The following is a 24,971-nucleotide window of genomic DNA, read 5'->3' on the forward strand; positions in this document are numbered from 1 at the left end:
CTGTTTCAGCAATGTTTCACACTCAACTTGTTGATTTATATCGCTTTTCTAATGTGGCGATTTTTTGACCAACCCAAGCGTGAGGCCGTCGCCATCGGCCTCCTGCGCGCCCGTCGACCGGTAACGCACAACGTTATCCACAGAACATGTGGATAAGACTGAATCTCCAATGGACACCGATATTTAGGTGACATTTATGATTCAACCGCCGTCGCTCCAGCGCCCCGGGCCGCGCCATCCGTGCGCGCATGGCCCGTTACACTGGCCCGATGCTTTCACCGATTCCGACCCTGCAGGTCGCCCTGCCCGTCCCGCTGCCGCGCCTGTTCGACTACCTGTCACCGGAGGGCGACGCCCCTGCGATGGTGGTCGGCTGCCGCGTGAAGGTGCCCTTCGGCAACCGCGAGCTGGTCGGCGTGGTGGTCGGCCACGGCCAGGCCGACGACGGCCAGGGACTGCGCCAGGCACTGGCCTGGTGTGACCCGCAACCGCTGCTGCAGGGCGAGCTGTGGCAGAGCCTGCAGTGGCTGGCGCGTTACACCCACGCACCGCTGGGCGAGGTCCTCAGCACCGCCCTGCCCGGCCCCCTGCGCCATGGCGAGGCCCTGCCCGAGACCCATCACTGGGGTTGGCAGCTGACCCACGAAGGCCGCGCCCAGCGTGAAAAACTGCGCGCCGGCAGCCGCCCCCGCCAGTTGGCCGAGCTGCTGGCCGAGGCCGTGGTGGATGAAGACGTACTGGGCGAGCGCATGGACGACTGGCGCACCGCCGCACGCAGCCTGGCCAAGCGCGAGCTGGCCGAGCGCGTTGCGCTGAGCGTGGCCCCGCAGCACGCGCAGCCGCTGCCCGGCCCCACGCTCAATCCGGACCAGGCCGAGGCCGTGGCCGCGATCAACGCGGCCGACGGCTTCCAGCCGTTCCTGCTGGATGGCGTAACCGGCAGTGGCAAGACCGAGGTCTACCTGCAGGCGATCATCCATTGCCTGGCACAGGGCCGGCAGGCGCTGGTGCTGGTGCCGGAAATCGGCCTGACCCCGCAGACCCTGGCGCGGTTCCGCGGCCGCCTCGGCATTGCCGTGCACGCACTGCATTCGGGTTTGAACGACAACGAGCGCGCGCGTGTCTGGGCCGCCGCTTCGCGCGGCGAGGCACGGGTGATCGTCGGCACGCGTTCGGCGGTGTTCACACCGCTGCCGCAGGCCGGCCTGCTGATCGTCGACGAGGAACACGACGGCAGCTACAAGCAGCAGGACGGCATCCGCTACCACGCGCGCGATTTCGCCCTGGTGCGGGCCAAGGCACTGGGCATTCCGGTCTTGCTGGGCAGCGCCACGCCCTCGCTGGAAACGCTGCACAACGCCTATGCCGGGCGCTACACCCACCTGCGCCTGAAGCAGCGCGCCGGCGATGCGCGGCCACCGCGCGTGCGCATCCTCGATGTACGCAAGCGGCCACTACATGACGGTCTCTCCGCCGATGTGCTGGCCGGCATCGGCGAGCACCTGCAGCGTGGCCAGCAGGTGCTGGTGTTCAAGAACCGCCGCGGCTATGCGCCGGTGCTGCTGTGCCACGACTGTGGCTGGACCGCGCCGTGCAACCGCTGCGATGCACCGATGACCGTGCATGGCGGTGGCCGGCGCCTGCAGTGCCATCACTGCGGTGCACGGCAGCCGGCACCGTTGGCATGCCCGGCCTGCGGCAGCCTGGCGCTGCAACCGCAGGGTATCGGCACCGAACGCCTGGAAGAACATCTCACTGCGGCCTTCGCCGATTTCCCGGTGGTGCGCATCGACCGTGGCACCACCTCGCGCCGCGATGCGTTGGAACAGCAGCTGGCGAAGCTGGGCGACCGGCCCGGCATCCTGGTCGGCACGCAGATCCTGGCCAAGGGCCACGACCTGCCCAAGCTGACCCTGGTGGTGGTGGTGGGCATCGATGAGGGCCTGTTCTCGGCCGACTTCCGTGCCAGCGAGAAACTGGCGCAGCAGTTGATCCAGGTGGCCGGCCGCGCCGGCCGCGCACGCGACCCGGGCGAGGTCTGGCTGCAGACCCATCATCCCGGGCATCCGTTGCTGGAGACCCTGGTGAACGGTGGCTACCACCCGTTCGCGCAGGCCGAATTGAACCAGCGCCAGGCCGCCGGGTTCCCACCCTTCGCGCACCTGGCGTTGATGCGCGCGGAAGCGCAGCAGGTCGAGCACGCCAACGCCTTCCTGCTGGCGGCGCGGCAGCTGCTTGGCGAGCAGAACGTGGTGGAGGCCTACGGGCCGATGCCGGCACCGATGCCGCGCCGTGCCGGTTACCAGCGCACGCAGTTGCTGCTGTCGGCACTGCAGCGGCCGCCACTGCACAGCGTGCTGGCGCAGCTGGTGCCGCAGCTGTATGCGCTACCGGAAGCGCGCAAGGTGCGCTGGTCGCTGGATGTGGATCCGACCGATCTGTATTGAGGTCTGGCAACCGGTACTGCGTAGCGTCGAGCTTGCTCGGCTGCCGTGCGCCAGAAGCAGTCGAGCAAGCTCGACGCTACGCCGAACGCCACCGCTTACGTCAGCGGCGACATCACGCCGCGCTGGTAGGCCGGGCGTTCGCGCAGGCGCGCATACCAGTCGGCCAGGTGCGGCAGTTCCGGGCGCTGGATCGGCAGTTCGAACCAGGCATAGATCAACGAGCCCAGCGGGATGTCGCCCATCGCGAACGTATCGCCGGACAGCCACGGCTGCCGGGCCAGGGTCGCGTCGGGCATCGCCAGGTAGTCACCGGCACGCACGATGGCCGCGTTGATCCGCGCTTCGTCACGGTCGGCCGGCGCGGTGCGCATGATGCCCCAGATCAGGTCACTGTAGATCGGCGCCATCCGCGAGGTGCTCCAGTCCATCCACTTCTCGGCCTGGGCGCGCTGCATCGGGTCTTCGGCGTACAGCGTGCCCAGCGCGTAGCGCGCGCTCAGGTAGCGCACGATCGCGTTGGATTCCCACAGCGGCAGGCCATGGTCTTCGATCACCGGCACCAGGCTGTTGGGGTTCATCGCCAGGTACTCCGGCGTCTGCGTGCCACCGTGGCTGCCGCCGACTTCGATGGATTCATACGGCAGGCCGATTTCTTCGGCACACCACAGCACCTTGCGGACGTTGCTTGAATTGCGACGGCCCCAGATCTTCAACATGCGGGTATTCCCTGCTGGCAATGCGAGCGGCAACGATACGCCTGATTGGTGTGGGTGTGTGCACGCCGGATGCGGGATCTGGCTTCTGGGCGCTGCCGGCCAGCGGCCGGCACTACCGGTTCTTTTTGGGCAGTGCGCGCACGTAGGAGGATTTGCCGTCCTTCTTCAGTTCGAACAGGCCGATCGCCGCCAACAGATCGCTCAGCTTTCCGTAGCCATAGTTGCGCGGATCGAACGAGGCCTGGTTGCCGATCTGGCTGCCGACCGGGCCAAGATGCGACCAACCATCCTCGCCCTCGGCCGCCGACACCGCACGGCGCAGCATCTTCACCAGCCGGGTATCACTGCGCATTTCCGCACCGCTCTTGCGCGGCCGTGCATCGTCGTTGGTCGCCGGTTCGTTCGAGGCCTGTTCGCTGGAGGCCTGCTCGGCATCCGGAACGCTGGCATGGGTCTGGCCCAGCGCCTCCAGATAAGTGAATTTCGAGCACGCGTTGACGAACGGTTCGGGCGTCTTCTTCTCGCCGAAGCCATACACCTTCACGCCATCGGTCAGCAGCCGCATCACCATCGGGGTGAAATCCGCGTCGCTGGAGACGATGGCGAATCCATCGAGGTTGCGCGCGTACAGCAGGTCCATGGCGTCGATCACCATCGCCATGTCCGAGGCGTTCTTGCCCTTGCTGTAGGCGAACTGCTGGATCGGGCGGATCGCATATTCGTGCAGCACCGCTTCCCAGCCCTTCAACCGCGGGCTCTTCCAGTTGCCGTAGGCGCGACGCACGTTGGCCACGCCGTAGCGGGCCACTTCGGCCAGCACCTCGTCGATCTTCGAAGCCGGCGCATTGTCGGCGTCGATCAACAGGGCGATGCGCTTTTCCGGTTCGCTCATGGGCTCCTCACGGGCGGTTGCCTGAACCCGAGTATCGCCGATCCACGCGGGCGCTGACGTGACAGGCGGCCGCCGTGCGAAGATGCCAGGCGCTTCCCCCAATGCCCCCACTGGAGTGAGTCGATGAGTCGTGAGCGCGTTCCCCACCTGGTCGTTGTCGGCGGTGGTTTTGCCGGTCTCTGGGCCACCCGCGCCCTGGCCCGCGAGCGCATACGCATCACCCTGGTCGACCGCCGCAACCATCACCTGTTCCAGCCGCTGCTGTACCAGGTGGCCACCGCCGGCCTGTCCGCGCCGGATATCGCGGCACCGCTGCGCCATATCCTTGGCCACCAGCGCAATGTGGAAGTCCGCCTCGGCGAAGTGGTGGCCATCGACAAGCAGGCCCGGCAGATCCGCATGGCCGATGGCAGCATGCTGGACTACGACAGCCTGCTGCTGGCCACCGGCGCCACCCACGCCTACTTCGGCAACGACCAATGGGCCGATGATGCGCCCGGCCTGAAAACCCTGGACGATGCCATCGCCCTGCGCCGCAAACTGCTGCTGGCGTTCGAGCGTGCCGAGGCCGAACCGGACCCGGCAAAAAAGGCCGCCTGGCTGAGTTTCGCCATCGTCGGCGGCGGCCCCACCGGTGTCGAACTGGCAGGCACGCTGGCCGAAATTGCACGGCACACGCTGCGCAACGAGTTCCGCCACATCGACCCGGCCAGCGCCAAGGTGCGGTTGGTCGAAGCCGGCCCGCGCGTGCTGTCCTCGTTCCCCGAAGTGCTTTCGCTGAAGGCGCGCCGGCAGCTGGAAAAGCTGGGCGTGGAAGTGCTGACCGGCACCCCGGTGAGCAGCATCGACAGCCAGGGCTTCATGCTGGGCGAGCAGTTCGTGCCGGCCCGCACCGTGGTATGGGCTGCGGGCGTGGCCGCTTCACCGCTTGCACGCACGCTGGACGTGCCGCTGGACCGCGCCGGACGCGTGCAGGTGCAGCCGGACCTGACCCTGCCCGAGCACCCGGAGCTGTTCGTGGCTGGCGACCTGGCCGCACTGAACCAGGCCAATGGCAAGCCGGTGCCCGGCGTGGCCCCTGCGGCCAAGCAGATGGGCAAGTACGTGGCCGAGGTGATCCGCGCGCGCCTGCACGGCAAGCCCGCGCCCGGTCCGTTCAAGTACGCCGACTACGGCAACCTGGCCACCATCGGCCGCATGGCGGCCATCGTGCACCTGGGCCGGCTGCAGCTGTCGGGCATCCTGGCCTGGTGGTTCTGGCTGGCCGCGCACGTGTTCTTCCTGATCGGCTTCCGCAACCGCATCGTGGTGCTGCTGAACTGGGCGGTGGCGTACTGGAGCTACCAGCGCAGCGCACGCATCATTTTCGGCGATGACCAGGAAGACCGACGGCCAAGGCGGTAGGGCCGCGTGCATGTTCCTGTAGAGCCGAGCCATGCTCGGCTGCGCTTCGCGCGGATTGCAGAAGCCGAGCGTAGGCTCCGCTCTACTGCGCCTTCGGCTTCGGGTACCACAGCGCGTTGACGATGACCCAGCGCTGGTCGAAGCGCCCCATGTGGAAGTAGTCGACGAACCACGGGGTTTCCAGTCGCACCGAGGCCGCGTTGCCGGTCACGTCCAGCACCGTGCAGCGGCGGTCCCATTGATCCTTTGGAGTCTTCAGCGCGCCCTGCTTCGTCAGCGAGACCAGCTCTTCCTTCGACATGCGGCGCAGGCCCAGGCGTTCGTCGGGGGTATCGCCGAGCACCGCGCGCTTGGCCAGGTCCGGATGCAGGGAACGGGCGACGCGCTGCGGATCGGCTTCAAGCTGGCCATCGACGTAGTCGTGGCAGGTGGCTTCGATGGCCGCGATCGTGGCCGGGTCGGCGGCGGGACTCGTTGATGCGGAAAGAGCGAGCAGCAGGGCAATCGTGGACATCCGGGTCTCCAGCTCTGGGCGCGGGGCGATCATCGCATGGGCCGGGCAGCCCATCCACGCATGGCGTGGATCTACAGAAGCGTCCCGGCAGGTGCCTGCAGCCAGGCCAGCTTGCGTTCGCGCGGCTGCTGCTTGAGCTGCCATTCGGCGCGCGAAGCGGCGGCCCGGTCCGGGTACTCGCGCACGGCCAGCACCCGCAGCGGCGGGCGGGCCCGGGTGTAGCGGGCGCCCTTGCCAGCCCGGTGGGCGGCGAATCGCGCGTCCACGTCGGTGCTGATGCCGGCGTAATAGCTGCCATCGCGGCATTCGAGCAGGTACAGGAACCACGGGCGGAGGGACGGGGCCATGGCCGGATTATGCCGTGCTGCACTGCAGCGGATATACTGGCGCCCGAATGCAGGAGAGAGGCGCCGCGCTGGCGCCCGCCGAAGGCGCAGGCTCCCATGATCGCTCAGGCCGGTGGGCTGGAATCCCACCAACCATGCATTCGACTCGCCGAGCTGGAGAGAGGTCACCGGGCACGCCCGGGACGATCCGCCGAAGGGGCACGCGGCCAACGCCGCTGAACTCTCAGGCAAAAGGACAGCGGGAGCGGCACCGGTCATCGTCATCCCGTCATTGCGCATGCAGGGGCGGTAGTCGCGCATGGCCGGCCCCACCGCGCCCGGAGCCTGCCCCATGCTGCTGTCCATCATCTACCTGATCGCCATTTCCGCCGAAGCCATGACCGGCGCGCTGTCTGCCGGCCGCCGCCGCATGGACCTGTTCGGCGTGGTCATGATCGCCTGCGTCACCGCCCTCGGCGGCGGTTCGCTGCGCGACATCCTGCTCGGCCACTATCCACTGGGCTGGGTGAAGCATCCCGAGTACCTTGCCTTCACCGTATGCGCGGCGCTGATCGCCACCTGGGTGGCGCGCTGGATGCACCACTTCCGCCGCACCTTCCTGGTGCTCGACGGGCTGGGCCTGATCGCCTTCACCCTGATCGGCTGCTCGATCGCGCGCGAGGCCGGCCATGCCACGCCCATCGTGCTGATCGCCGGCATGCTGACCGGTGCCTTCGGCGGCGTGCTGCGCGACATCCTCTGCAACGAGGTGCCGCTGATCTTCCAGAAGGAGCTGTACGCGATCATTTCGCTGCTGACCGGTGCGGTGTACCTGTTGCTGCTGCACTGGGGCGTGGCCGACGCGACCGCGATCCTGTGCTGCCTCGGCGGCGGTTTCGCGCTGCGCCTGCTGGCGATCCACTACCGCTGGGAAATGCCGAAGTTCGTCTATCACGACGAAGTGCATTGATTGCTTGACGGTAGTGCCGGCCGCTGGCCGGCAACACGGCACACGCCCGCAGATTCCAGCCGGTTGCCGGCCAGCGGCCGGCACTACCGCTTGCGTTGCATGACGTTGGTCATGCGGCATTGGCCGGAGTGATTGGCTACCATTGTCACCCCGTCGCTGCTGCGACGGCATCCAGCCACGCCGCGCCCGCGGCCCCGCCAGACACTCCCTCCCCGTTGCCCGTGGTTGCCGTGTACGCGCCGACGGGCCCGCATGACCCTGCGCGCGCAGGGCGCAGGATGCCCCATGTCTGTCGCCGAAAGTTCCCGTTTCCGCCGTGCCCGCCCGTTATGGGTGGTGCTGGCTATCGCCCTCGTCGCCCTTCTGGCGTGGTGGCTGTGGCCCCGGAACGACGCCGGCAGCAGCGACGGTGCGCCGGTCAAGACGGTGCCGGTACGCGTGGCGCGCGCCAGCGCCGAGCCGCTGGCGCTGCGCTTGAAGGCGGTCGGTACGGTCACCCCGCTGCACAGCGTGGTGGTACGCAGCCGTGTGGATGGCGAGCTGCTGCGCCTGCACTTCCAGGAAGGCCAGCAGGTCAAAGCAGGCGACCTGCTGGCACAGATCGATCCACGCCCGTATGAGGTGAAGCTGGCACAGGCCCAGGGTACCCAGCAGCAGAACCTGGCCGAGCTGGAGAACGCCGAACGCCAACTGCAGCGCTACCGCGAACTGCAGAAGCAGAACTACGTATCCGGGCAGGAACTGAGCGACCAGCAGAGCAAGGTGCGCCAGCTGCAAGGCCGCCGCCTCAGCGACCAGGCCTCAGTTGACGAAGCCCGACTGCAGCTGCAGTACACCCGCATCACCGCACCGGTCAGTGGCCGCGTCGGGCTGCGCCGGTTGGACGTGGGCAACCTGGTGCGCTCCAGCGATGCCGAAGGCCTGGTGACGCTGGCGCAGACCGCGCCGATCAGCGTGCTGTTCACCGTGCCCGAACCTGAGCTGCCCGCGCTGCTCGATGCCGTGCAGGCGCAACCGGCGCTGGCAGTGGAAACCTGGGACCGCGAAGAACGCCGGCAACTGGCCCGCGGCTCGCTGTCCAGCGTCGACAACCGCATCGATACCACCACCGGCACGCTGAAACTGCGTGCGCACTTCGACAACCACGATCTGGCGCTGTTCCCCAACCAGTTCGTCAACGTACGCCTGCGGCTGGGCGAGCAGCCCGCCCTGCTGATTCCCGATGCCGCCGTACAGTTCGGCAGCCAGGGCAACTACGTGCATGTCGTCGGCAAGGACAACAAGGCGCAGCGCCGCAACGTGGTGCTTGGGCCTGCCGATGACGGCCGCGTGGCCGTGCGCTCGGGGCTGGCTGCGGGCGATCAGGTGGTGATCGAAGGCATCGACGGACTGGAAGACGGAACGGCGGTGGAGATCATCGCCGAGGAGGCCGCGACCAGGGCTGGCACATGAATCTCTCGCGCGCGTTCATCCTGCGTCCGGTCGCCACCACGCTGCTGATGGTGGCGCTGCTGCTGTCGGGCATGCTGGCCTATCGCCTGCTGCCGGTGGCGGCACTGCCGCAGGTCGATTACCCGATCATCCAGATCACCACGTTGTACCCCGGTGCCAGCCCGGAACTGACCACACGCACCATCACCGCGCCGCTGGAGCGCCAGCTCGGGCAGATCCCCGGCCTGAAGCAACTATCGTCGACCAGTTCCGGCGGCGCGTCGGTCATCACCCTGCAGTTCGGGCTGGAGGTGTCGCTGGGCGTGGCCGAACAGGACGTGCAGGCCGCGATCAATGCGGCAGGGAGCTTCCTGCCCGGCGACCTGCCGGTGCCACCTGTCTACCGCAAGGTCAATCCAGCCGATACGCCGATCCTGACCTTGGCAGTGACCTCACAAGGCCTGTCACTGCCGCAGGTGCACGATCTGGTGGATACGCGCATTGCCCAGCGCCTGGCGCAGTTGCCCGGCGTCGGCCTGGTCAGCCTGGCCGGTGGCCAACGCCCGGCCGTGCGCATCCAGGCCAATCCGGCGGCACTGGCCGCCAACGGCCTGGGCATGGACCACATCCGCACTGCCATCGCCGCCGCCAACGTCAACCTGCCCAAGGGCAGCTTCGATGGCCCGATCCGCGCGGTGATGCTCGACGCCAACGATCAGATGCGCAGCGTGGCCGAATACCGCGCGCTGGTATTGGCCTGGCGCGACGGCGCGCCGCTGCGGCTGGGCGATGTCGCCACCATCACCGATGACGCAGAGAACCGCCAGCTGGCCGCGTGGAGCGGCACCACGCCGGCGGTGCTGGTGAACATCCAGCGCCAGCCCGGCGCCAACGTGATCGCCGTGGTCGAACAGGTACGTACGCTGCTGCCGCAGCTGCAGGCCACGCTGCCGGCCGGTGTGCAGATGAATGTACTGAGCGACCGCACTGAATCGATCCGCGCGTCGGTGCGCGGCGTGCAGAAGGAACTGGTGCTGGCCATTGGCCTGGTGGTGCTGGTCACCTGGGTGTTCCTGCGAAATCTGCCGGCCACCCTCATTCCCAGCGTAGCGGTGCCACTGTCGCTCATCGGGACTTTCGCGGTGATGCTGCTGGCCGGCTATTCGCTCAACAACCTCACGCTGATGGCGCTGACCATCGCTACCGGCTTCGTGGTGGACGATGCCATCGTGATGCTGGAGAACATCGCCCGCCATCTGGAGGAAGGTGAAAGCCCACGCGATGCAGCGCTGAAAGGCGCAACCGAGATCGGCTTCACCCTGGTGTCGCTGACCGTTTCGCTGATCGCGGTGCTGATCCCGCTGCTGTTCATGGCCGACCTGGTGGGCGCGCTGTTCCATGAGTTCGCAGTGACGCTGGCGGTGGCCATCGGCATTTCGCTGCTGGTCTCGCTGACCTTGACGCCAATGCTGTGCGCGCGCTTCCTGAAGCCGCATGCGAAGACCGCGCATGCACCCGATGTCTTCGACCGCGTCATCGCCCTCTACGACCGACAGCTGCGCTGGGTGCTGCAGCGCCAGCCGCTGATGCTGCTGGCCACCGTTGCCACCCTCGCACTCACCGTGGCGCTGTACTTCGCCGTGCCCAAGGGCTTCTTCCCGGTGCAGGATTCCGGCCTGGTGCAGGGCATCAGCGAAGCGCCGCAGGCGATCTCGTTCCAGGCCATGCACGAGCGCCAGCAGGCGCTGGCCGCGGCCATCGAAGCGGACGAGGCGGTGGCCAGCGTGTCGTCCTACATCGGCGTGGACGGCAACAACGCCACGCTCAACACCGGGCGCCTGCTGATCGAGCTGAAGCCGCATGGCGACCGCGATGGCGCTGCGGTGGTGATGGCACGCCTGCAGCAGCGCGTGGCGAAGATTCCGGGCATCACCCTGTACCTGCAGCCGGTGCAGGAGCTGGGCATCGAGGACCGCATCAGCCGCAATCAATACCAGTTCACCCTGACCACGCCGGACCTGGAAACGCTGGAAATCTGGACACCGAAGCTGCTTCAGGCCTTGCGCCAGTCGCCTGCGATGCGTGATGTCGCCAGCGATCTGCAGATGCAGGGGCGGCAGGCGCGCGTGGCGATCGACCGCGATGCGGCGGCGCGCCTGGGCGTAAGCGTGGAAGCGGTAGCCGATGCCCTGTACGACGCCTATGGACAGCGCCAGATTTCAACCATCTTCACCCAGGCCAGCCAATACCGGGTGGTACTGGAAGCCGATCCGGCGCGCCAATCGGGACCGGAGGCCATCACCGGCCTGCGCGTGCGCAACAGCGCCGGGCAGACCGTGCCGCTGGGCGCGATAGCACGGGTGGAGGTGGGACCCTCTGCGCTGCTGCGCAATCACGTGGGCCAGTTCCCAGCGGCCACGCTATCGTTCAATCTTGCCCCGGGCGCATCGCTGGGCGAAGCGGTGGAGGCCGTGCACGCCGCGCGCGCACAGGTGAACCTGCCGCAGAGCATCGAACTTCGCCTGCAGGGCGCGGCGGCGGCCTTCAGCAGCTCGCTGTCGTCCACGTTGTGGCTGATCCTGGCTGCCGTGGTGGTGATGTACATCGTGCTGGGCGTGCTCTACGAGAGCTTCATACATCCCATCACCATCCTGTCCACCCTGCCCTCGGCCACCGTCGGTGCGCTGGCTGCGCTGTGGGCAAGCGGACGCAGCCTGGACCTGATCGCGGTGATCGGCATCGTGCTGCTGATCGGGCTGGTGAAGAAGAACGCGATCATGATGATCGACTTCGCGCTGGACGCGCAGCGCACACGCGGCATGCCACCGCGCGAGGCGATCCACCAGGCCGCGCTGCTGCGCTTCCGGCCGATCCTGATGACCACGCTGGCCGCGCTGTTCGGCGCAGTGCCGCTGATGCTGGCCAGTGGTTCGGGTGCCGAACTGAGGCAACCGCTGGGCTGGGTGATGGTCGGCGGCCTGCTGGTCAGCCAGGTGCTGACCCTGTTCACCACGCCGGTGATCTACCTGGCCTTTGATCGCCTGCAGCGTGGCCGTGCAGCGTCCCCGGTGGTCGTTGACGAGGCGCGCGCGTGACCCCCATCGCGCGCTTGGCGCAGGCCTGCGTGCAGCGCCCGGTTGCGACGATCCTGCTGGCGGTGGCGCTGGTGCTGGCCGGCCTGCTGGCATTGCGCCTGTTGCCGGTGGCACCGCTGCCGCAGGTGGATTACCCGGCCATTGAAGTCAGCGCCAGCCTACCCGGCGCCTCGCCCGAATCGATGGCTGCCACCGTGGCCACACCACTGGAGCGTGCACTGGGCAGCCTGCCCGGCATCTCACGCATCGACTCGGCCAGCACCCAGGGCCAGACCCAGATCGAATTGAAGTTCGTGCTCGGCCGCGACATCGATGAAGCGGCACGTGAAGTGCAGGCCGCCATCAACCTTGCACGTGGGCAGCTGCCCAGTGGCATGCCCGGCATGCCGCAGTACCGCAAGGTGAATCCTTCGCAGGCGCCTATCCTTGCGCTGGCGCTGACTTCGGGTACGTTGTCGCCCGGCCAGCTGTATGACCTGGCCTCCACCGTGCTGGCGCAGAAGCTGTCGCAGGTACCGGGCGTGGGTGAAGTGCAGGTGGGGGGCAGTGCCTTGCCCGCCGTACGTGTATCGCTGGACCCGAATGCATTGAACCATGCAGGCCTGGCGCTTGAGGACGTGGCCCAGGCCATCGCGCGTGCCAATGCGGTGCGCCCGCTGGGCGCGGTGGGGGACGAGCGCCAGCTGTGGCAGCTGGAAGCGCCGCTGCAGCTACGCCAGGCCGCGCAGTACCGCGAACTGGCGTTGAAGTTCAGCGACGACCGCACGCTGCGGCTGGGCGATGTCGCCGCCGTTGCCGACGGGGTGGAAGACCGTTACGCCAGCGGCTTCCACAATGAACGCCCCGCCGTGCTGCTGATCGTCAGCCGCCAGCCCGGCGCCAACATCATCGCCACCGTCGATGCCATCCAGGCGCAGCTGCCGCAGCTGCACGCGCTGCTGCCGGCCAACGTCGACATGCGGCTGGTGATGGACCGCTCGCCGGTCATCCGCGCCACCCTGCACGAGGCCGAACTGACCCTGGTGCTGGCCATCGCCCTGGTGGTGCTGGTGGTGCTTGGCTTCCTCGGCCACTGGCGCGCGGCGCTGGTGCCCAGCGTGGCCATCCCGGTGGTGCTGTTCGGCACGCTGGCGCTGGTGGCGTTGATGGGCTTCTCGCTCAACACGCTTTCGCTGATGGCACTGATCGTAGCCGCGGTGCTGGTGGTGGACGATGCCATCGTGGTGCTGGAAAACATCGCGCGTCACCGCGAATTGGGCGCCGACCGCTGGCAGGCCGCGGTGCGTGGCGCGTCCGAAGTGGGCGCCACCCTGCTGTCGATGAACGTGGCGCTGGCGGTGGTGTTCGTCTCCATCCTGTTCCTGGATGATTTCGTCGAGCGCCTGTTCCGCGAATTCTCGCTGACCCTGGTGGCGGCGATGAGCGTGTCGGTGGTCGTTGCGCTCAGTCTGGTGCCGATGCTGTGCGCGCGCCTGTTCGTCGATGACGCGCAGCACGCCTCACGCTGGCAGCGTGGCAGCAACGCGCTGTTCGAGCGCGTGCGTGAGGCCTACCTGCGCACGCTGCAGGCCTGCCTGCGCCGGCTGCGCTGGCCGCTGCTGGCCTTCGTGGCGGTCATCGCGCTCAACGCCTGGCTGTTCCAGCAGGTGCCCAAGGGCGTGGTGCCCAAGCAGGACACCGCGCAGCTGCGTGGCTTCGCCCGTGGCGACGATGGCCTCTCGTTCCAAGCCATGCAGCCGAAGATCGATGCCTACCGCACGCTGCTGCTGTCCGACCCGGCCATCGAGGACATCATCGGCTACATCGGTGGCAGCAACGGGGTCAACAACGCCTTCATCATGATCAAGATGAAGCCGCTGGCCGAGCGCAAGGTGTCCAGCCAGGAGGTGATCGACCGCCTGCGCGCGCGCCTGCCCAAACTGCCCGGCGGCAACCTGTACCTGTGGGTGGACCAGGACATCCGCTTGGAAGGCGGCGGCAGCAGCGGCCAGTACGAGTTCCAGCTGCTGTCGGCGGACATGGCGCCGCTGCGCGAGTGGGCGCCGAAGGTCGGCGCCGCGCTGCGCGCCCTGCCCGAGCTGGTGGACGTGGAAGCACAGGGCGAGGCCGGCATGCGCCAGGTGGTGCTGGACATCGACCGCGAGGCCGCCGCGCGCCATGGCGTGGACCTGAAGACCGTGGCCAACATGCTCAACAACTCCTTCAGCCAGCGCCAGGTCGCCACCCTGTACGACAGCCTCAACCAGTACCGCGTGGTGATGGAGCTGGACCCGAAGCACACCCAGGACCCAGGCACCCTGGCGCGCCTGCAGGTGATCGATGGCAGTGGCCAGCGCATTCCGCTGTCGACCATCGCCAGCTGGCGCTACGGCATGGCGCCGGACCGCATCTACCACAGCGAGCAGTTCGCCTCGATCTGGATCCAGTTCTCGCTGGCGCCGGGCGTGGGCCTGGAACAGGCCACGCAGGCGATCAATGCCGCGATGGCGAAACTGATGCTGCCTCGTACGGTGCAGGCCAAGCTGTCCGGTGAAGCCGGTGGCCTGGACAGCCTGCGCGCGCGGCAGTTGTGGCTGGTGCTGGGCGCCACCCTGGCGGTCTACCTGGTGCTGGGGATTCTCTATGAGAGCTTCCTGCAGCCGCTGGTGATTCTGTCCACCCTGCCCTCGGCCGGCATCGGCGCGCTGCTGGCGCTGTGGGTGTTCGGCAACGAACTGAACCTGATCGCGTTGCTGGGGTTGTTCCTGCTGGTGGGCGTGGTGATGAAGAACACCATCCTGCTGGTCGATTTCGCCCTGGCCGGTGAGCGACGTGGCTTGAGTGCGCAGGATGCGGTGATGGACGCGGCACGATTGCGCCTGCGGCCGATCCTGATGACCTCGCTGGCGGCGCTGCTGGGCACCCTGCCGCTGATGCTGGCCAATGGCGAGGGCTGGGAGCTGCGGCAGCCGCTGGGCATCGCGATCGTGGGCGGGTTGCTGGTCAGCCAGTGGCTGACGCTGTACACGACGCCGGCGATGTACCTGGCGTTGGCGAGGGTGCGGAAAAAGAAGGCCATGTAGAGTCGAGCCATGCTCGACCGGGATCGGCCGTCAGTGGCGCACGACGAACCCGCCGGACCGACCGCTGGAGGGCGCCTGCAACTCCTCGTTGAAGGCGGCCTTGATGGCCTCGATCGCCACGTCACGGTCCATGCCGTGGCTGGTCGCCAGCGCGTCGGCTACGTGCTGGGCAACATCGGCCAGAATGCGCCCCCAGGCACGTTCCTCGCGGATACCGGGGCGATCATCATACATACCCACCTTCAGTGATGTGTGCAGCCCACGCTCGGCGATCCACACACGGATCATCTCGACGGACGATTCGTCGCGCTGTGCAGCGTCAGGGATGATCAATTCGTTCATGGCGGCAGCCGCAAGGACAGGATGCCGCATTGTGGCGCACATCCACGCGTGGCGTGGATCTACTGCGTCAGTCGAGCGTGGCTCGACTCTACAAAAACCGATATCACCACCCCGGCGATGTACCTGGCGCTGTCGCACTTACGCAGCGCCAGGCGCATCGCCGGTGCGGACGGGTCGGCCTCCAACTCCGACCGACCCTGATCGCGGCCGCACCCCCGCAGGCGCTGGCCGCCATCCACACACGTGCCGCAATCAAGCGGCTTCAGACACCTTTACTTCACGACGGGCGCGCACGGCCGCAGCCAGTCGCTCCAGCACCGTCACGGTGGTGTCCCAGTCGATGCAGCCATCGGTGATGCTCTGCCCGTAGACCAGCGGCTGGCCCTCCACCAGTTCCTGGCGGCCACCGACCAGATGGCTCTCGATCATCACACCAACGATGCGCTGTTCGCCGTCTTCCAACTGAACGGCGATGTCCTCGATCACCTTCGGCTGGTTGTCCGGGTTCTTCAGGCTGTTGGCGTGGCTGGCGTCGATCATCAGGCGGGTCGGCAGCTTGGCCTTGGCCAGCGCCTGGCAGGCCTCGGCAACACTGCCTGCGTCGTAGTTCGGCTGCTTGCCGCCGCGCAGGATCACATGGCAGTCCGGATTGCCGGTGGTCGAGACGATGGCGGTGCCGCCCTGCTTGGTGACCGACAGGAAATGATGCGGATTGGAGGCAGCCCCCACCGCGTCAGCAGCGATCTTGACGTTGCCATCGGTGCCGTTCTTGAAGCCGACCGGGCACGACAGCCCCGAGGCCAGTTCGCGGTGCACCTGGCTTTCGGTGGTGCGCGCACCAATCGCGCCCCAGGCCACCAGGTCGGCGATGTACTGCGGCGAGATCACATCGAGGAATTCGACACCGGCCGGCAGGCCAAGCTTGTTGATGTCGCGCAGCAGGCCGCGGGCGATGCGCAGGCCCTTGTCGATCCTGAAGCTGCCGTCCAGGTCGGGGTCGTTGATCAGGCCCTTCCAGCCCACCGTGGTGCGCGGCTTCTCGAAGTACACGCGCATGACGATTTCCAGTTCGCCGGCCAGCGCATCGCGCAGTGGCTTCAGGCGCTGGGCGTACTCGATGGCCGCATGCGGATCGTGGATCGAGCACGGGCCGACCACCACCGCCAGGCGGTCATCACGGCCGTGCAGGATCTGGTGCAGGGCCGCGCGCGAGGCGCTGACGGTGTCGGAGGCTTCATCGTCACACGGCAGCATCGCCAGCAGCTGGGCAGGCGGTGTCAGCGGTTCGATGGTGCGGATACGCAGGTCGTCGGTGTGCGGGGGCATTGCGGGGGGTCTCCGGAACGTTGGGGGTCCCCAGCGTGGCGGCATGAAAAAAGCCGCCAGGTTCGCTGGCGGCTTTCGGGAATGCGTCTGAAGCTTTCTTCAGGGTGAGCGCAGTCCTTCCTCCGCCAGAGGCTTCGGAAAGTAATACCAGTAAAAGCGGGTAGCGGCTGCGTTCATGGGATGTATTGATAGCACAGCTTTTGCGCAGTGCAAAATGTTTCATCCGCAACTGGGGACACGGTTCAGCGAGGTGCGCGCCGGCGCGACCCATGCGGCGGCAACCACGCGAAGTCGCTCATCTGCCATGCACTTCCACATCCAGCAGCAGGCCTTCATGGATGTCGGCCCAGCGCTCCAGCACGCGGCCCAGCTCCTGCCGGGCCTCGTCCAGCTGCTCGGGGTTGAGCAACGAGCGCGCGGTGTAGAGATCGGAGACCAGCCGCCGCAGGACCGCTTCGGGAATGGCCACCGACGGCCCCTCCTGTTCCGGCAACTGCAACGCCGGGGTTTCACCCAGAGGGCCGAACAGCGTGACCTGGAGCGTGCTCTGCATGATCAACTTCCCTGCGGACGGACATGGGCAATGCACTGTTTACCGTGTCTGGGTGACAGGCGCATGTGCCATGCCCGCTTGAATGGCCGGGGCTAGCCGGTCAGCGGCCGGCACTACCGCAGCGAACGCAGTGCGCGCTTGCGGATGTAGGCGTTGGCGGCACCGGGGTGCTCGTGCTGCCAGCGCACGCACAGGTCACGCAGCCACTGCGGCTGCGTCTTGCCGGCATCGTTGAGCCAATTGCCGACCGAGTCCTGCACATAGCGTTCAGGGTCGTCGGCCAGTGCTTCCAGCAACGGCAATGCCTGTTGCGGATGCTGCTTGAACGGCGCGATGTGCGTGGCCCACACGCCGCGCGGACGCAGTGCTTCGCAGGCGAACCGGCGCAGGTAGGGTGATGTTTCCTGTGTCCACGGTTGCAGGTGCTCAAGCGCCTGCAGCGGCGCGGTAACAATGTCCGCGCGCAGCGCCAGCCACGCCCATTCGCGCACACCGAAGTGCGGGTCATCGGCCAGCGTGCGCATCTGCTGCAGCTTCTCTGCCAGGGTTGCGCGGGAATCACTGCCGATCAGGTAGCAGGCCCAGCCGCGCACGGTATCGGAGTTGTGATGCTGCCAGAGCGCAGGCGCGCCCTGCCCCGCTTCACGCAGCAGTTGCGCGGCCAGGGCCATGCGCTGGGTGATGCCCTTGCCTGAGGCGTCCCGCATGCGCTGCAGCGCTGCCGGTTCAAGCGACGGCGCCACGCACCGCAGCAACTCACCGAAGTCCACCGCCAGGCACTCGGCCAGATGGGTCGTCGCAACGCGGCCGCTGTTGAGCGCGTGCTGGCGTTGCGTGGTCACCGCACTCATGCCCCGCTCCCGCGCCCGGCGTCGGTGTGCAGCCAGACCTTGTGCAGCAGCTGCGAAAGCTGCTGCTGCTCGGACGCATCCAGGCCATCGAACAGGCCACCGATCCACAGCGTATGCCGTTCGAATAGTGTTTCCGCCAGGCGCGTGCCCTTCGCGGTCAGTACGATCTGCAGGCGGCGGCCATCCTCGGCATCACTGCGACGCTGCAGCAGGCCTTCGCGCTGCAGGCCATCAAGCAGGCCGCTGATGGTGGCGCGGGTGACGCCCGCGCGCTCTGCCAGCGCATGCGGCGGCAGCGTGCCACCGGCACCGTGCAGCAGGAACAGCACGATGAAGCGGCCTTCGCTGAGCCCATGTGGCGCCAGCCGGCTGGCGCAGTCGTGATCGATCGCCGAAGACAACGACAGCAACTGGAAGCACAGCCGCAGCAGGGCGACATTGCTGTGGCCACGTCGCTGCGCTTCCTCCAGCAGGGCATGGTGCTTGGCTTCGATCATCGGCCGCATGATTATGATTAGTCAGCTAATCATAATATGAAAATAACGTCAGGGTCGATCAAGTGTTGATGTCAGGAGTGCTTTGCCAGCAGCAGCCGGGCGATCAGTCCGCCGCCTTCGCGGGGCAGCAGCAGCAGCTCGCCACCATGCCGTCGCGCGACGTTGGCAGCGACCGCCAGGCCCAGCCCGGTCCCACCGGTAGTGCGGCTGCGTGAGCCCTCGCTGCGCTGGAAGGGCAGCAGCAGGCGCGCGCGGTCGGCCTGGTCGACGCCGGGGCCGCGATCCATCACGTCCAGCTGCACCACGTTGCCGGACAGGGCGGCCTGCAGCTGTACCGCCCCCGCGTAGCGATCAGCGTTGTCGATGAGATTGTCGATCGCCCGCCGCAGCAACAGCGCGTCCCCCTGCCACGACAGCGCATCCGGTCCGTCGAGGGAGATATCGACGCCGCGCAGCAGCGCGCTCTGCACGCATTCCTCCAGCAGCGCGGCCAGGTCGAGTGGGCGCATCTGCAATGGCTGCAGCTCGCCACGCGCATAGTCGAGGACCTGCTCGATCATCGTGTCCATGCGCTCGATGTCGGCCACCATCCGCGCCGCCTGTTGTGGTGGCGCGAACTCCGCACGCAGGCGCAGGCCGGTCAACGGTGTGCGCAGATCGTGCGCGACGGCGGCGAGCATGCGGGTCATCTCCTGCGCCTGTTCGTGCAACCGCTCGCGCCCGGCGCTGATCGCGCGGGCCAGTACCTGCACCTCGCGTGGGCCGTCGTCCGGAAGCGGTGTGCTGGCCTGCAGGTCCACGTTGGCGCTGGCCTCGGCCAGCCGCCGCAGGGGCCGGCCAAGGCGGATCGCGGCCCATGCAGCCAGCGGTGCCAGCAGCACGGTTCCCGTCACCAGCGCCAGCACGACCTGCCGGCGCCACGCTGCCAGATCGCTGTGGTCGCTGCCTACCACCTGCCATCGACCATCAGCCCGGCGCACGGCCAGTTCGAACGGCGTCCACTGCATTGCGGTCAGCACCGCGACCTGCGCCTGCAATGCGTCCGCACGCGCTTTGGCGTCGAGCACGGCGCCGCCTTCGATGACCTGCACCTCCGGGGCCTTGCCGCGGCTGCTCCAGACCAGCTTTACGTGCTCCAGCGGCTGGCCCAGCTGCGTGGCCACCAGCTGGGTGAGCCAGTCATTGCTGAGGCCCTCGGGTGGAGACATGCGGGTTTCCAGGTGCAGGCCCAACATCGCGGCGGAGCGTTCACCCCGCAACACCTGCATGGCCTGGTCCAGCCGCATCGGCGGCGGCGGCGGTCGCGGCATCCAGCCCACCACCGCCACGCTGACCAGGGTGGCCAGCAGCAGGCTGGCCAGGGCCAGCATCCCGACCCAGCGCGCGGTGGACCAGCGCGCCCTCACAGCACCTCCACCTCGGCGTCGAAGCGATAGCCTTCGCCGCGCAGCGTCTGCACCAATGCCTCTGCGCCGGGTGCCGCCTGGCCCAGCCTGCGGCGCAGGCGGCTGATCGCCAGGTCGACAGCACGGTCGACGCTCTCGCTGTCCTCGCCCCGGGTCAACGACAGCAGCTGCTCGCGTCCCAGCACCCGCCCTGCGCGCTCGGCGAGCGCCAACAACAGGGCAAATTCGCCGCGGCTGAGCGCCAGCTCGTTGCCATCGGGCGCAAGCAGGCGGCGTTGCTCGGGAAACAATCGCCAGCCGCAGAAACGCAGCTCGCTGGCCACCTGGATGCGCAGCTTGTCCTGCCGGCGCAGCAGTGCCCGCACCCGCGCCAGCAGTTCGCGCGGATCGAAAGGTTTGGCCAGATAGTCATCGGCCCCCATTTCCAGACCGATCACGCGATCCGGTGCGGTGCCCATCGCCGACAGCATCAGGATCGGGATGGCGCGTGCCTGCAGCCGGCGGCACACCGACAGGCCATCCTCGCCCGGCATCATCCAGTCCAGGATGATCGCGTCCGGCCGCTCGCTCTGCAGCAGCACATCCAACGCCGCGGCGTCGGCGGCCACACGCACCTGGTAGCCGTGCAGCATCAGGCAGTCGGCAATGGCATCACGGATGCTGGCATCGTCATCGACAACGATGACCCGGGCGGGAGTGTTCATGCGGCCAGTATCGTGCAGGTGTGTATCAGGACGGTATCAACGCCGATATTCCCGCGATACGCCGATGCGCGCCAATGGGCCTCCCCATTCAACCCAGGAGACTTCCCGTGCGCCTCGCCCTGTTGCCCCTGCTTGCCGCCGCCTTCCCCACGCTGGCCGCCGACACCCCCGAACATGTGCTGCCGATGTGGATGCAGGGCGGGCACCCGACGGTGGCGCTTTCGCTGGACGGCCGGGCCGAACCGCTGCGCTTCGTGGTCGACAGTGCGGCCGGCGCCACGCTGGTCGATGGGCGCGTGGTACGCCGTTACGGCCTGGTCGATGGCACGGCCGAGGTTTCGATCGCCCAAGGCGCCAGTACCTCGGGCGCGCAGCTGCGGCGCACGCGCACCACCACCTGGCAGCTCGGCAGCTGGCAGCTGCAGGCCAGCGCACTGCAGGCCGATCTGGCGTCGCTGACCAAGGGCGACGACCCCGCCATCGACGGCTTGGTCGGCAATGACCTGACCGCACGCTGGGACACCCGTTGGGACTTCGTTCGAGGTGAGCTGTCGCTGTCGAGAACCGGCACCCTCCACTTCGACGATGACAGCTGCCAGGCCAATGCACTGCCGGACCGCGCCGAGGGCCTGCGCGATTTCGGATTCATCACCCTCACCTTCGGCGGAACGAACATCGCTGCCGTTGCCGTGGTCGATACCGGCGCTGCGCAGACCGTACTCAACGATGCCGCCGCGCGCGCCCTGGGATTGCGCACCGATGGCAGCGATCCGCGCGTGCGCGTACGCAGCAAGGGCACCGAAGGCCTGGGCGGAAAGCCGCACCCGACCTGGCTGTATACCCTGCCCGGCCTGCGCAGCGACGGTTGGCAGCACCCGGCCATGGAGGTCAGGATCAGTGAGCTGCCGGTGTTCAAGGCCATCGGATTGGACAAGCGCCCCGCGCTGATCCTGGGCGCCGATGCCATGCGCGGTGGCCAGGTCGACATCAGCACAGGCGCGGCGCGGATCTGCCTGCGCCGCCCGACCGCCAGCTGAGGCCAGACCATGACGCCGGCGGCGGGCTGGCGTAGCATCGCGCCACGTCCTGCCAGGAGGTCCACGCATGCGCCGTGCTGCCCTGTTGTTGCTGACGCTGTTGCCGCTGGCCGTACTGGCCGCCCCCCCCCGGTACCCTCGCCGGCCCGCATCGATGCCGAAGCGCAGCGCCTGATGCGGGCCGCACAGGCGCGTGGCATGGCGCTGGCGGTGATCGATGGCGGCAAGGTGGTGCACGTGGCCGCCTATGGCGAACGCAATGCCGCAGGCGAGCCGCTGCGCACCGACACCGTGATGTACGCCGCCTCGCTGACCAAGATGGCGTTCGGTCATCTGGTCGCACAGCTGGCACAGGATGCGCGGATCGGGCTGGACGCCAGCATCGCCACAGCACTGGACAAGCCCCTGCCGGACTACCCGCCCGAGCCAAAGAAGTACGCCGACTACAGCGTGCTGGCCGATGACCCGCGCTGGCGCCAGCTCACCCCGCGCCTGCTGCTCAACCACGCCAGTGGCTTTGCCAACTTCGGGTTCCTCGAACCGGACGGCCGGCTGAAGTTCCACTTCGATCCGGGCAGCCGCTATGGCTATTCCGGCGAAGGGTTGATCCTGCTGCAGTTCGTGATCGAACGCGGGCGGCTGGGCGAGGATGTGGGCGCGTTGATGCAGCAGCGGGTGTTCGACCGCTTCGGCATGACCCGCACCAGCATGATGTGGCGCGAGGATTTCGCCGGCAATCTGGCCGATGGCTGGACCGCGCAGGGCGCCGCCGAGCCGCACGATGAGCGCAGCCGCGTGCGCGCGGCCGGCTCGATGGATACCACCATCGGCGACATGGCCCGCTTCGCCGCCGGCTATGTGCGTGGCGACGGGCTGTCTGCATCGATGCGCAGGGAGCTGGTGCGGCCGCAGCTGCCGATCACCACTGCCAGCCAGTTCCCCACCCTGCAGCCGGAGCTGCCGCCTGCACAACGGCACCGGGACCTGGCGGCGGGGCTGGGCGTGGTGACCTTCCAGGGCCCGCAGGGTGCCGGCTTCTACAAGGGCGGCCACGATGATGCGGTGGGTAATACGCTGGTGTGCATCGAACAGGGCCAGCGCTGCGTGGTGATCCTGGGCAACGATGTACGTGCCGAGGCGGCGTTCCCGGCGTTGGTGCGCTTCGTGCTGGGTGAAACCGGCGCGCCCTGGGAATGGGAGTACGGGGCGAAGAAGCCGTTCGTGCGTTGACTGCATCGCCCACCACGCCCACAAAAAAACCCCGCCTTCCGGCGGGGTTTTCATTACGTCGGGAAGGCGTGGACTTAGAAGTCCATGCCGCCCATGCCACCCATGCCGCCCATGCCGCCCGCGCCACCCATGGCCGGCTCGTCCTTCTTCGGAGCTTCGGCAACCATGGCTTCGGTGGTGATCATCAGGCCAGCGATCGAGGCAGCGTTCTGCAGCGCCGAACGGGTCACCTTGGTCGGGTCCAGGATGCCGAACTGCAGCATGTCGCCGAACTCGCCGGTGGCGGCGTTGTAGCCGAAGCTGCCGGTGCCTTCCTTGACCTTGTTGATGATGACCGACGGTTCTTCACCGGCGTTGGCCACGATTTCGCGCAGCGGGGCTTCCATCGCACGCAGGGCGATCTGGATGCCGTGGTTCTGGTCTTCGTTGGCGCCCTTCAGGCCAGCCAGCGAGGTGACCGCACGGACCAGGGCAACGCCGCCGCCCGGGACCACGCCTTCTTCAACGGCTGCACGGGTGGCGTGCAGGGCGTCGTCGACGCGGTCCTTCTTTTCCTTCATTTCGATTTCGGTCGAGGCGCCGACCTTGATCACGGCAACGCCGCCGGCCAGCTTGGCCACGCGTTCCTGCAGCTTCTCGCGGTCGTAATCGGAGGAGGTGTCCTGGATCTGGGTCTTGATCTGGCCGACGCGTGCGTCGACGGCAGCCTTGTCACCCACGCCATCGATGATGGTGGTGTTTTCCTTGGAAACCTGCACCTTCTTGGCGCGGCCGAGGTCCTTGATGGTGGCCTTTTCCAGCGACAGGCCCACTTCTTCGGAGATCACGGTGCCGCCGGTCAGCACGGCCATGTCTTCCAGCATCGCCTTGCGACGGTCGCCGAAGCCCGGAGCCTTGACGGCCACGACCTTGACGATGCCACGGATGGTGTTGACCACCAGGGTCGCCAGCGCTTCGCCTTCGACTTCTTCGGCAACGATCAGCAGCGGCTTGCCGGCCTTGGCGACGCCTTCCAGCACCGGCAGCAGGTCACGGACGTTGGAGATCTTCTTGTCGTGCAGCAGGATGAACGGGTCATCCAGGTCAGCGGTCTGCGACTGCTGGTTGTTGATGAAGTACGGGGACAGGTAGCCGCGGTCGAACTGCATGCCCTTGACCACGTCCAGCTCGTTGTCCAGTCCCGAGCCTTCTTCAACGGTGATCACGCCTTCCTTGCCGACTTCCTTCATCGCGTCAGCGATGATCTGGCCGATCGACTCGTCCGAGTTGGCCGAGATGGTACCGACCTGGGCAATGGCCTTGTCGTCGGCGGTCGGCTTGGAGATGTTCTTCAGCTCGGCAACGGCGGCCACGACGGCCTTGTCGATACCACGCTTGAGGTCCATCGGGTTCATGCCGGCGGCAACAGCCTTGGCACCTTCGCGGATCAGGGCCTGGGCCAGCACGGTGGCGGTGGTGGTGCCGTCGCCGGCGTCGTCGTTGGTGCGCGAAGCAACTTCCTTCACCATCTGCGCGCCCATGTTCTCGAACTTGTCAGCCAGTTCGATTTCCTTGGCGACGGAGACGCCGTCCTTGGTGATGGTCGGAGCGCCGAAGCTCTTTTCCAGCACGACGTTGCGGCCCTTCGGGCCCAGGGTGGCCTTGACGGCATTGGCGAGAACGTTGACGCCGCGCACCATGCGCGAACGGGCGTCTTCACCGAAACGAATATCCTTGGCAGCCATTGCGATTACCTCGATAGTTTGCGCCGGGCCGGGCCCGGCGACGAAAGGGGATGTCTTACAGGAAAGCAGGTCGCGCCGAGGCTCAGCCGATGACGGCGAGCACGTCGTCTTCGCGCAGGACCTTGTACTCGACGCCTTCGCTCTTGTACGAGCTGCCGGCGTACTGGCCGTAGATGACCTTGTCGCCAACCTTCAGCGACGGCGCGCGCACGCTGCCGTTGTCCAGCGGCTTGCCCGGGCCGACGGCCACGACTTCACCCTTGGTGGACTTTTCCTTGGCCGAATCCGGAATGACGATGCCACCGGCGGAGATTTCGTCGGCTTCGATCGGCTTGACCACAACGCGGTCGTGCAGCGGCTTGATGCTCATGAGAGACCTCTTAAGTTATTGATTGGTCTGAAAAAGTCTGGCGATGTTAGCACTCACCCCAGGTGACTGCCAGC

Annotated in this window: 20 protein-coding genes, 1 pseudogene and 2 riboswitches; of the genes and pseudogenes, 8 read left to right on the top strand and 13 right to left on the bottom strand. The window is 67.4% G+C overall.

The genetic code is table 11. The features are described from left to right. The first annotated feature begins 269 nt into the window (after window positions 1-269). Window positions 270-2,447, top strand: a complete 2,178-nt coding sequence (locus K5L94_RS19710) for a primosomal protein N' (protein WP_053451388.1) — start codon at window positions 270-272, stop codon at window positions 2,445-2,447. A 95-nt stretch (window positions 2,448-2,542) separates the two neighbouring features. Here the strand turns inward: K5L94_RS19710 and K5L94_RS19715 are convergent, their stop codons facing one another. Both K5L94_RS19715 and K5L94_RS19720 read right to left on the bottom strand, forming a co-directional pair. Then, window positions 2,543-3,163, bottom strand: a complete 621-nt coding sequence (locus K5L94_RS19715) for a glutathione S-transferase family protein (RefSeq protein ID WP_274511195.1) — start codon at window positions 3,161-3,163, stop codon at window positions 2,543-2,545. 112 nt (window positions 3,164-3,275) lie between these two features. Further along, complete coding sequence (locus K5L94_RS19720) at window positions 3,276-4,055, bottom strand: NYN domain-containing protein (RefSeq protein WP_053450916.1); 780 nt, start codon at window positions 4,053-4,055, stop codon at window positions 3,276-3,278. 123 nt (window positions 4,056-4,178) lie between these two features. Between K5L94_RS19720 and K5L94_RS19725 the strand changes: the two genes are divergently transcribed. After that, window positions 4,179-5,459 carry an NAD(P)/FAD-dependent oxidoreductase gene (locus K5L94_RS19725; protein ID WP_180879565.1) on the top strand — a complete coding sequence of 427 codons (1,281 nt, stop codon included), beginning with the start codon at window positions 4,179-4,181 and terminating at the stop codon, window positions 5,457-5,459. 82 nt (window positions 5,460-5,541) lie between these two features. Here K5L94_RS19725 and K5L94_RS19730 read toward each other — a convergent pair whose 3' ends face one another. Both K5L94_RS19730 and K5L94_RS19735 read right to left on the bottom strand, forming a co-directional pair. Next, a complete protein-coding gene (locus K5L94_RS19730) occupies window positions 5,542-5,973 on the bottom strand; it encodes a nuclear transport factor 2 family protein (protein WP_053450918.1) in 432 nt (143 codons plus the stop codon). Between the two features lie 71 nt (window positions 5,974-6,044). Then, complete coding sequence (locus K5L94_RS19735; RefSeq protein ID WP_274511197.1) at window positions 6,045-6,320, bottom strand: GIY-YIG nuclease family protein; 276 nt, start codon at window positions 6,318-6,320, stop codon at window positions 6,045-6,047. Window positions 6,321-6,360: 40 nt separating this feature from the next. Then, window positions 6,361-6,450, top strand: a riboswitch (glycine riboswitch). A 13-nt stretch (window positions 6,451-6,463) separates the two neighbouring features. Continuing rightward, window positions 6,464-6,567: riboswitch (glycine riboswitch) on the top strand. Window positions 6,568-6,651: 84 nt separating this feature from the next. Here K5L94_RS19735 and K5L94_RS19740 point away from each other — a divergent pair. From K5L94_RS19740 to K5L94_RS19755, 4 genes are all read left to right on the top strand, one after another. Then, window positions 6,652-7,269: a trimeric intracellular cation channel family protein gene (locus K5L94_RS19740; RefSeq protein ID WP_006472906.1), complete on the top strand. Its 618-nt coding sequence runs from the start codon at window positions 6,652-6,654 to the stop codon at window positions 7,267-7,269. A gap of 285 nt (window positions 7,270-7,554) precedes the next feature. Next, window positions 7,555-8,721 carry an MdtA/MuxA family multidrug efflux RND transporter periplasmic adaptor subunit gene (locus tag K5L94_RS19745; RefSeq protein ID WP_164086568.1) on the top strand — a complete coding sequence of 389 codons (1,167 nt, stop codon included), beginning with the start codon at window positions 7,555-7,557 and terminating at the stop codon, window positions 8,719-8,721. Next, window positions 8,718-11,795, top strand: coding sequence for a multidrug efflux RND transporter permease subunit (locus tag K5L94_RS19750; RefSeq protein ID WP_164086569.1), 3,078 nt, complete (start codon window positions 8,718-8,720; stop codon window positions 11,793-11,795). Before K5L94_RS19745 ends, K5L94_RS19750 begins: the two co-directional genes overlap by 4 nt. Further along, window positions 11,792-14,857 carry an efflux RND transporter permease subunit gene (locus tag K5L94_RS19755; RefSeq protein WP_164086570.1) on the top strand — a complete coding sequence of 1,022 codons (3,066 nt, stop codon included), beginning with the start codon at window positions 11,792-11,794 and terminating at the stop codon, window positions 14,855-14,857. The genes K5L94_RS19750 and K5L94_RS19755 overlap by 4 nt, the downstream gene beginning before the upstream one ends. A gap of 30 nt (window positions 14,858-14,887) precedes the next feature. Here the strand turns inward: K5L94_RS19755 and K5L94_RS19760 are convergent, their stop codons facing one another. From K5L94_RS19760 to K5L94_RS19790, 7 genes are all read right to left on the bottom strand, one after another. After that, window positions 14,888-15,199, bottom strand: a complete 312-nt coding sequence (locus K5L94_RS19760) for a DUF5076 domain-containing protein (protein ID WP_164086571.1) — start codon at window positions 15,197-15,199, stop codon at window positions 14,888-14,890. 252 nt (window positions 15,200-15,451) lie between these two features. After that, entirely contained in the window at window positions 15,452-16,525 is a 1,074-nt protein-coding gene (locus K5L94_RS19765; protein WP_053509967.1) for a 3-deoxy-7-phosphoheptulonate synthase, read from the bottom strand. Window positions 16,526-16,820: 295 nt separating this feature from the next. Further along, window positions 16,821-17,078 carry a hypothetical protein gene (locus K5L94_RS19770; RefSeq protein WP_053450920.1) on the bottom strand — a complete coding sequence of 86 codons (258 nt, stop codon included), beginning with the start codon at window positions 17,076-17,078 and terminating at the stop codon, window positions 16,821-16,823. A gap of 113 nt (window positions 17,079-17,191) precedes the next feature. Next, window positions 17,192-17,929 (bottom strand): DNA alkylation repair protein, encoded by a 738-nt coding sequence (locus K5L94_RS19775; protein WP_274511199.1) that lies wholly within the window; start codon window positions 17,927-17,929, stop codon window positions 17,192-17,194. Further along, window positions 17,926-18,426, bottom strand: coding sequence for a MarR family winged helix-turn-helix transcriptional regulator (locus tag K5L94_RS19780; protein ID WP_274511200.1), 501 nt, complete (start codon window positions 18,424-18,426; stop codon window positions 17,926-17,928). The genes K5L94_RS19775 and K5L94_RS19780 overlap by 4 nt, the downstream gene beginning before the upstream one ends. 71 nt (window positions 18,427-18,497) lie before the next feature. Next, window positions 18,498-19,796, bottom strand: a complete 1,299-nt coding sequence (locus K5L94_RS19785) for a sensor histidine kinase (RefSeq protein ID WP_197613484.1) — start codon at window positions 19,794-19,796, stop codon at window positions 18,498-18,500. Window positions 19,797-19,828: 32 nt separating this feature from the next. Next, window positions 19,829-20,536: a response regulator transcription factor gene (locus K5L94_RS19790; protein WP_274511201.1), complete on the bottom strand. Its 708-nt coding sequence runs from the start codon at window positions 20,534-20,536 to the stop codon at window positions 19,829-19,831. A 107-nt stretch (window positions 20,537-20,643) separates the two neighbouring features. Here K5L94_RS19790 and K5L94_RS19795 point away from each other — a divergent pair, with 107 nt between their 5' ends. Together K5L94_RS19795 and K5L94_RS19800 are read left to right on the top strand one after the other, a co-directional pair. Then, complete coding sequence (locus tag K5L94_RS19795) at window positions 20,644-21,573, top strand: pepsin/retropepsin-like aspartic protease family protein (RefSeq protein ID WP_053450924.1); 930 nt, start codon at window positions 20,644-20,646, stop codon at window positions 21,571-21,573. Between the two features lie 67 nt (window positions 21,574-21,640). Continuing rightward, window positions 21,641-22,803: pseudogene (locus K5L94_RS19800) on the top strand (serine hydrolase domain-containing protein). 74 nt (window positions 22,804-22,877) lie between these two features. Here K5L94_RS19800 and groL read toward each other — a convergent pair. Together groL and K5L94_RS19810 are read right to left on the bottom strand one after the other, a co-directional pair. Continuing rightward, complete coding sequence (groL, locus tag K5L94_RS19805) at window positions 22,878-24,527, bottom strand: chaperonin GroEL (RefSeq protein WP_006473018.1); 1,650 nt, start codon at window positions 24,525-24,527, stop codon at window positions 22,878-22,880. A gap of 82 nt (window positions 24,528-24,609) precedes the next feature. Next, window positions 24,610-24,897, bottom strand: a complete 288-nt coding sequence (locus K5L94_RS19810) for a co-chaperone GroES (RefSeq protein WP_006396661.1) — start codon at window positions 24,895-24,897, stop codon at window positions 24,610-24,612. Window positions 24,898-24,971: the final 74 nt, after the last annotated feature.

It is taken from the genome of Stenotrophomonas forensis (assembly GCF_028752115.1).
Classification (GTDB): domain Bacteria; phylum Pseudomonadota; class Gammaproteobacteria; order Xanthomonadales; family Xanthomonadaceae; genus Stenotrophomonas; species Stenotrophomonas forensis.

What these genes read in the sequence shown, in the direction of transcription:
- K5L94_RS19745 (WP_164086568.1), top strand. Translation starts at nt 7,555, where the DNA reads ATGTCTGTCGCCGAAAGTTCCCGTTTCCGCCGTGCCCGCCCGTTATGG.
- K5L94_RS19730 (WP_053450918.1), bottom strand. Translation starts at nt 5,973, where the DNA reads ATGTCCACGATTGCCCTGCTGCTCGCTCTTTCCGCATCAACGAGTCCC.
- K5L94_RS19770 (WP_053450920.1), bottom strand. Translation starts at nt 17,078, where the DNA reads ATGCAGAGCACGCTCCAGGTCACGCTGTTCGGCCCTCTGGGTGAAACC.
- K5L94_RS19780 (WP_274511200.1), bottom strand. Translation starts at nt 18,426, where the DNA reads ATGATCGAAGCCAAGCACCATGCCCTGCTGGAGGAAGCGCAGCGACGT.
- K5L94_RS19740 (WP_006472906.1), top strand. Translation starts at nt 6,652, where the DNA reads ATGCTGCTGTCCATCATCTACCTGATCGCCATTTCCGCCGAAGCCATG.
- K5L94_RS19715 (WP_274511195.1), bottom strand. Translation starts at nt 3,163, where the DNA reads ATGTTGAAGATCTGGGGCCGTCGCAATTCAAGCAACGTCCGCAAGGTG.
- K5L94_RS19790 (WP_274511201.1), bottom strand. Translation starts at nt 20,536, where the DNA reads ATGAACACTCCCGCCCGGGTCATCGTTGTCGATGACGATGCCAGCATC.
- K5L94_RS19710 (WP_053451388.1), top strand. Translation starts at nt 270, where the DNA reads ATGCTTTCACCGATTCCGACCCTGCAGGTCGCCCTGCCCGTCCCGCTG.
- K5L94_RS19735 (WP_274511197.1), bottom strand. Translation starts at nt 6,320, where the DNA reads ATGGCCCCGTCCCTCCGCCCGTGGTTCCTGTACCTGCTCGAATGCCGC.
- K5L94_RS19810 (WP_006396661.1), bottom strand. Translation starts at nt 24,897, where the DNA reads ATGAGCATCAAGCCGCTGCACGACCGCGTTGTGGTCAAGCCGATCGAA.
- K5L94_RS19765 (WP_053509967.1), bottom strand. Translation starts at nt 16,525, where the DNA reads ATGCCCCCGCACACCGACGACCTGCGTATCCGCACCATCGAACCGCTG.
- K5L94_RS19725 (WP_180879565.1), top strand. Translation starts at nt 4,179, where the DNA reads ATGAGTCGTGAGCGCGTTCCCCACCTGGTCGTTGTCGGCGGTGGTTTT.
- K5L94_RS19775 (WP_274511199.1), bottom strand. Translation starts at nt 17,929, where the DNA reads ATGAGTGCGGTGACCACGCAACGCCAGCACGCGCTCAACAGCGGCCGC.
- K5L94_RS19750 (WP_164086569.1), top strand. Translation starts at nt 8,718, where the DNA reads ATGAATCTCTCGCGCGCGTTCATCCTGCGTCCGGTCGCCACCACGCTG.
- K5L94_RS19720 (WP_053450916.1), bottom strand. Translation starts at nt 4,055, where the DNA reads ATGAGCGAACCGGAAAAGCGCATCGCCCTGTTGATCGACGCCGACAAT.
- K5L94_RS19760 (WP_164086571.1), bottom strand. Translation starts at nt 15,199, where the DNA reads ATGAACGAATTGATCATCCCTGACGCTGCACAGCGCGACGAATCGTCC.
- K5L94_RS19785 (WP_197613484.1), bottom strand. Translation starts at nt 19,796, where the DNA reads ATGCTGGCCCTGGCCAGCCTGCTGCTGGCCACCCTGGTCAGCGTGGCG.
- groL (WP_006473018.1), bottom strand. Translation starts at nt 24,527, where the DNA reads ATGGCTGCCAAGGATATTCGTTTCGGTGAAGACGCCCGTTCGCGCATG.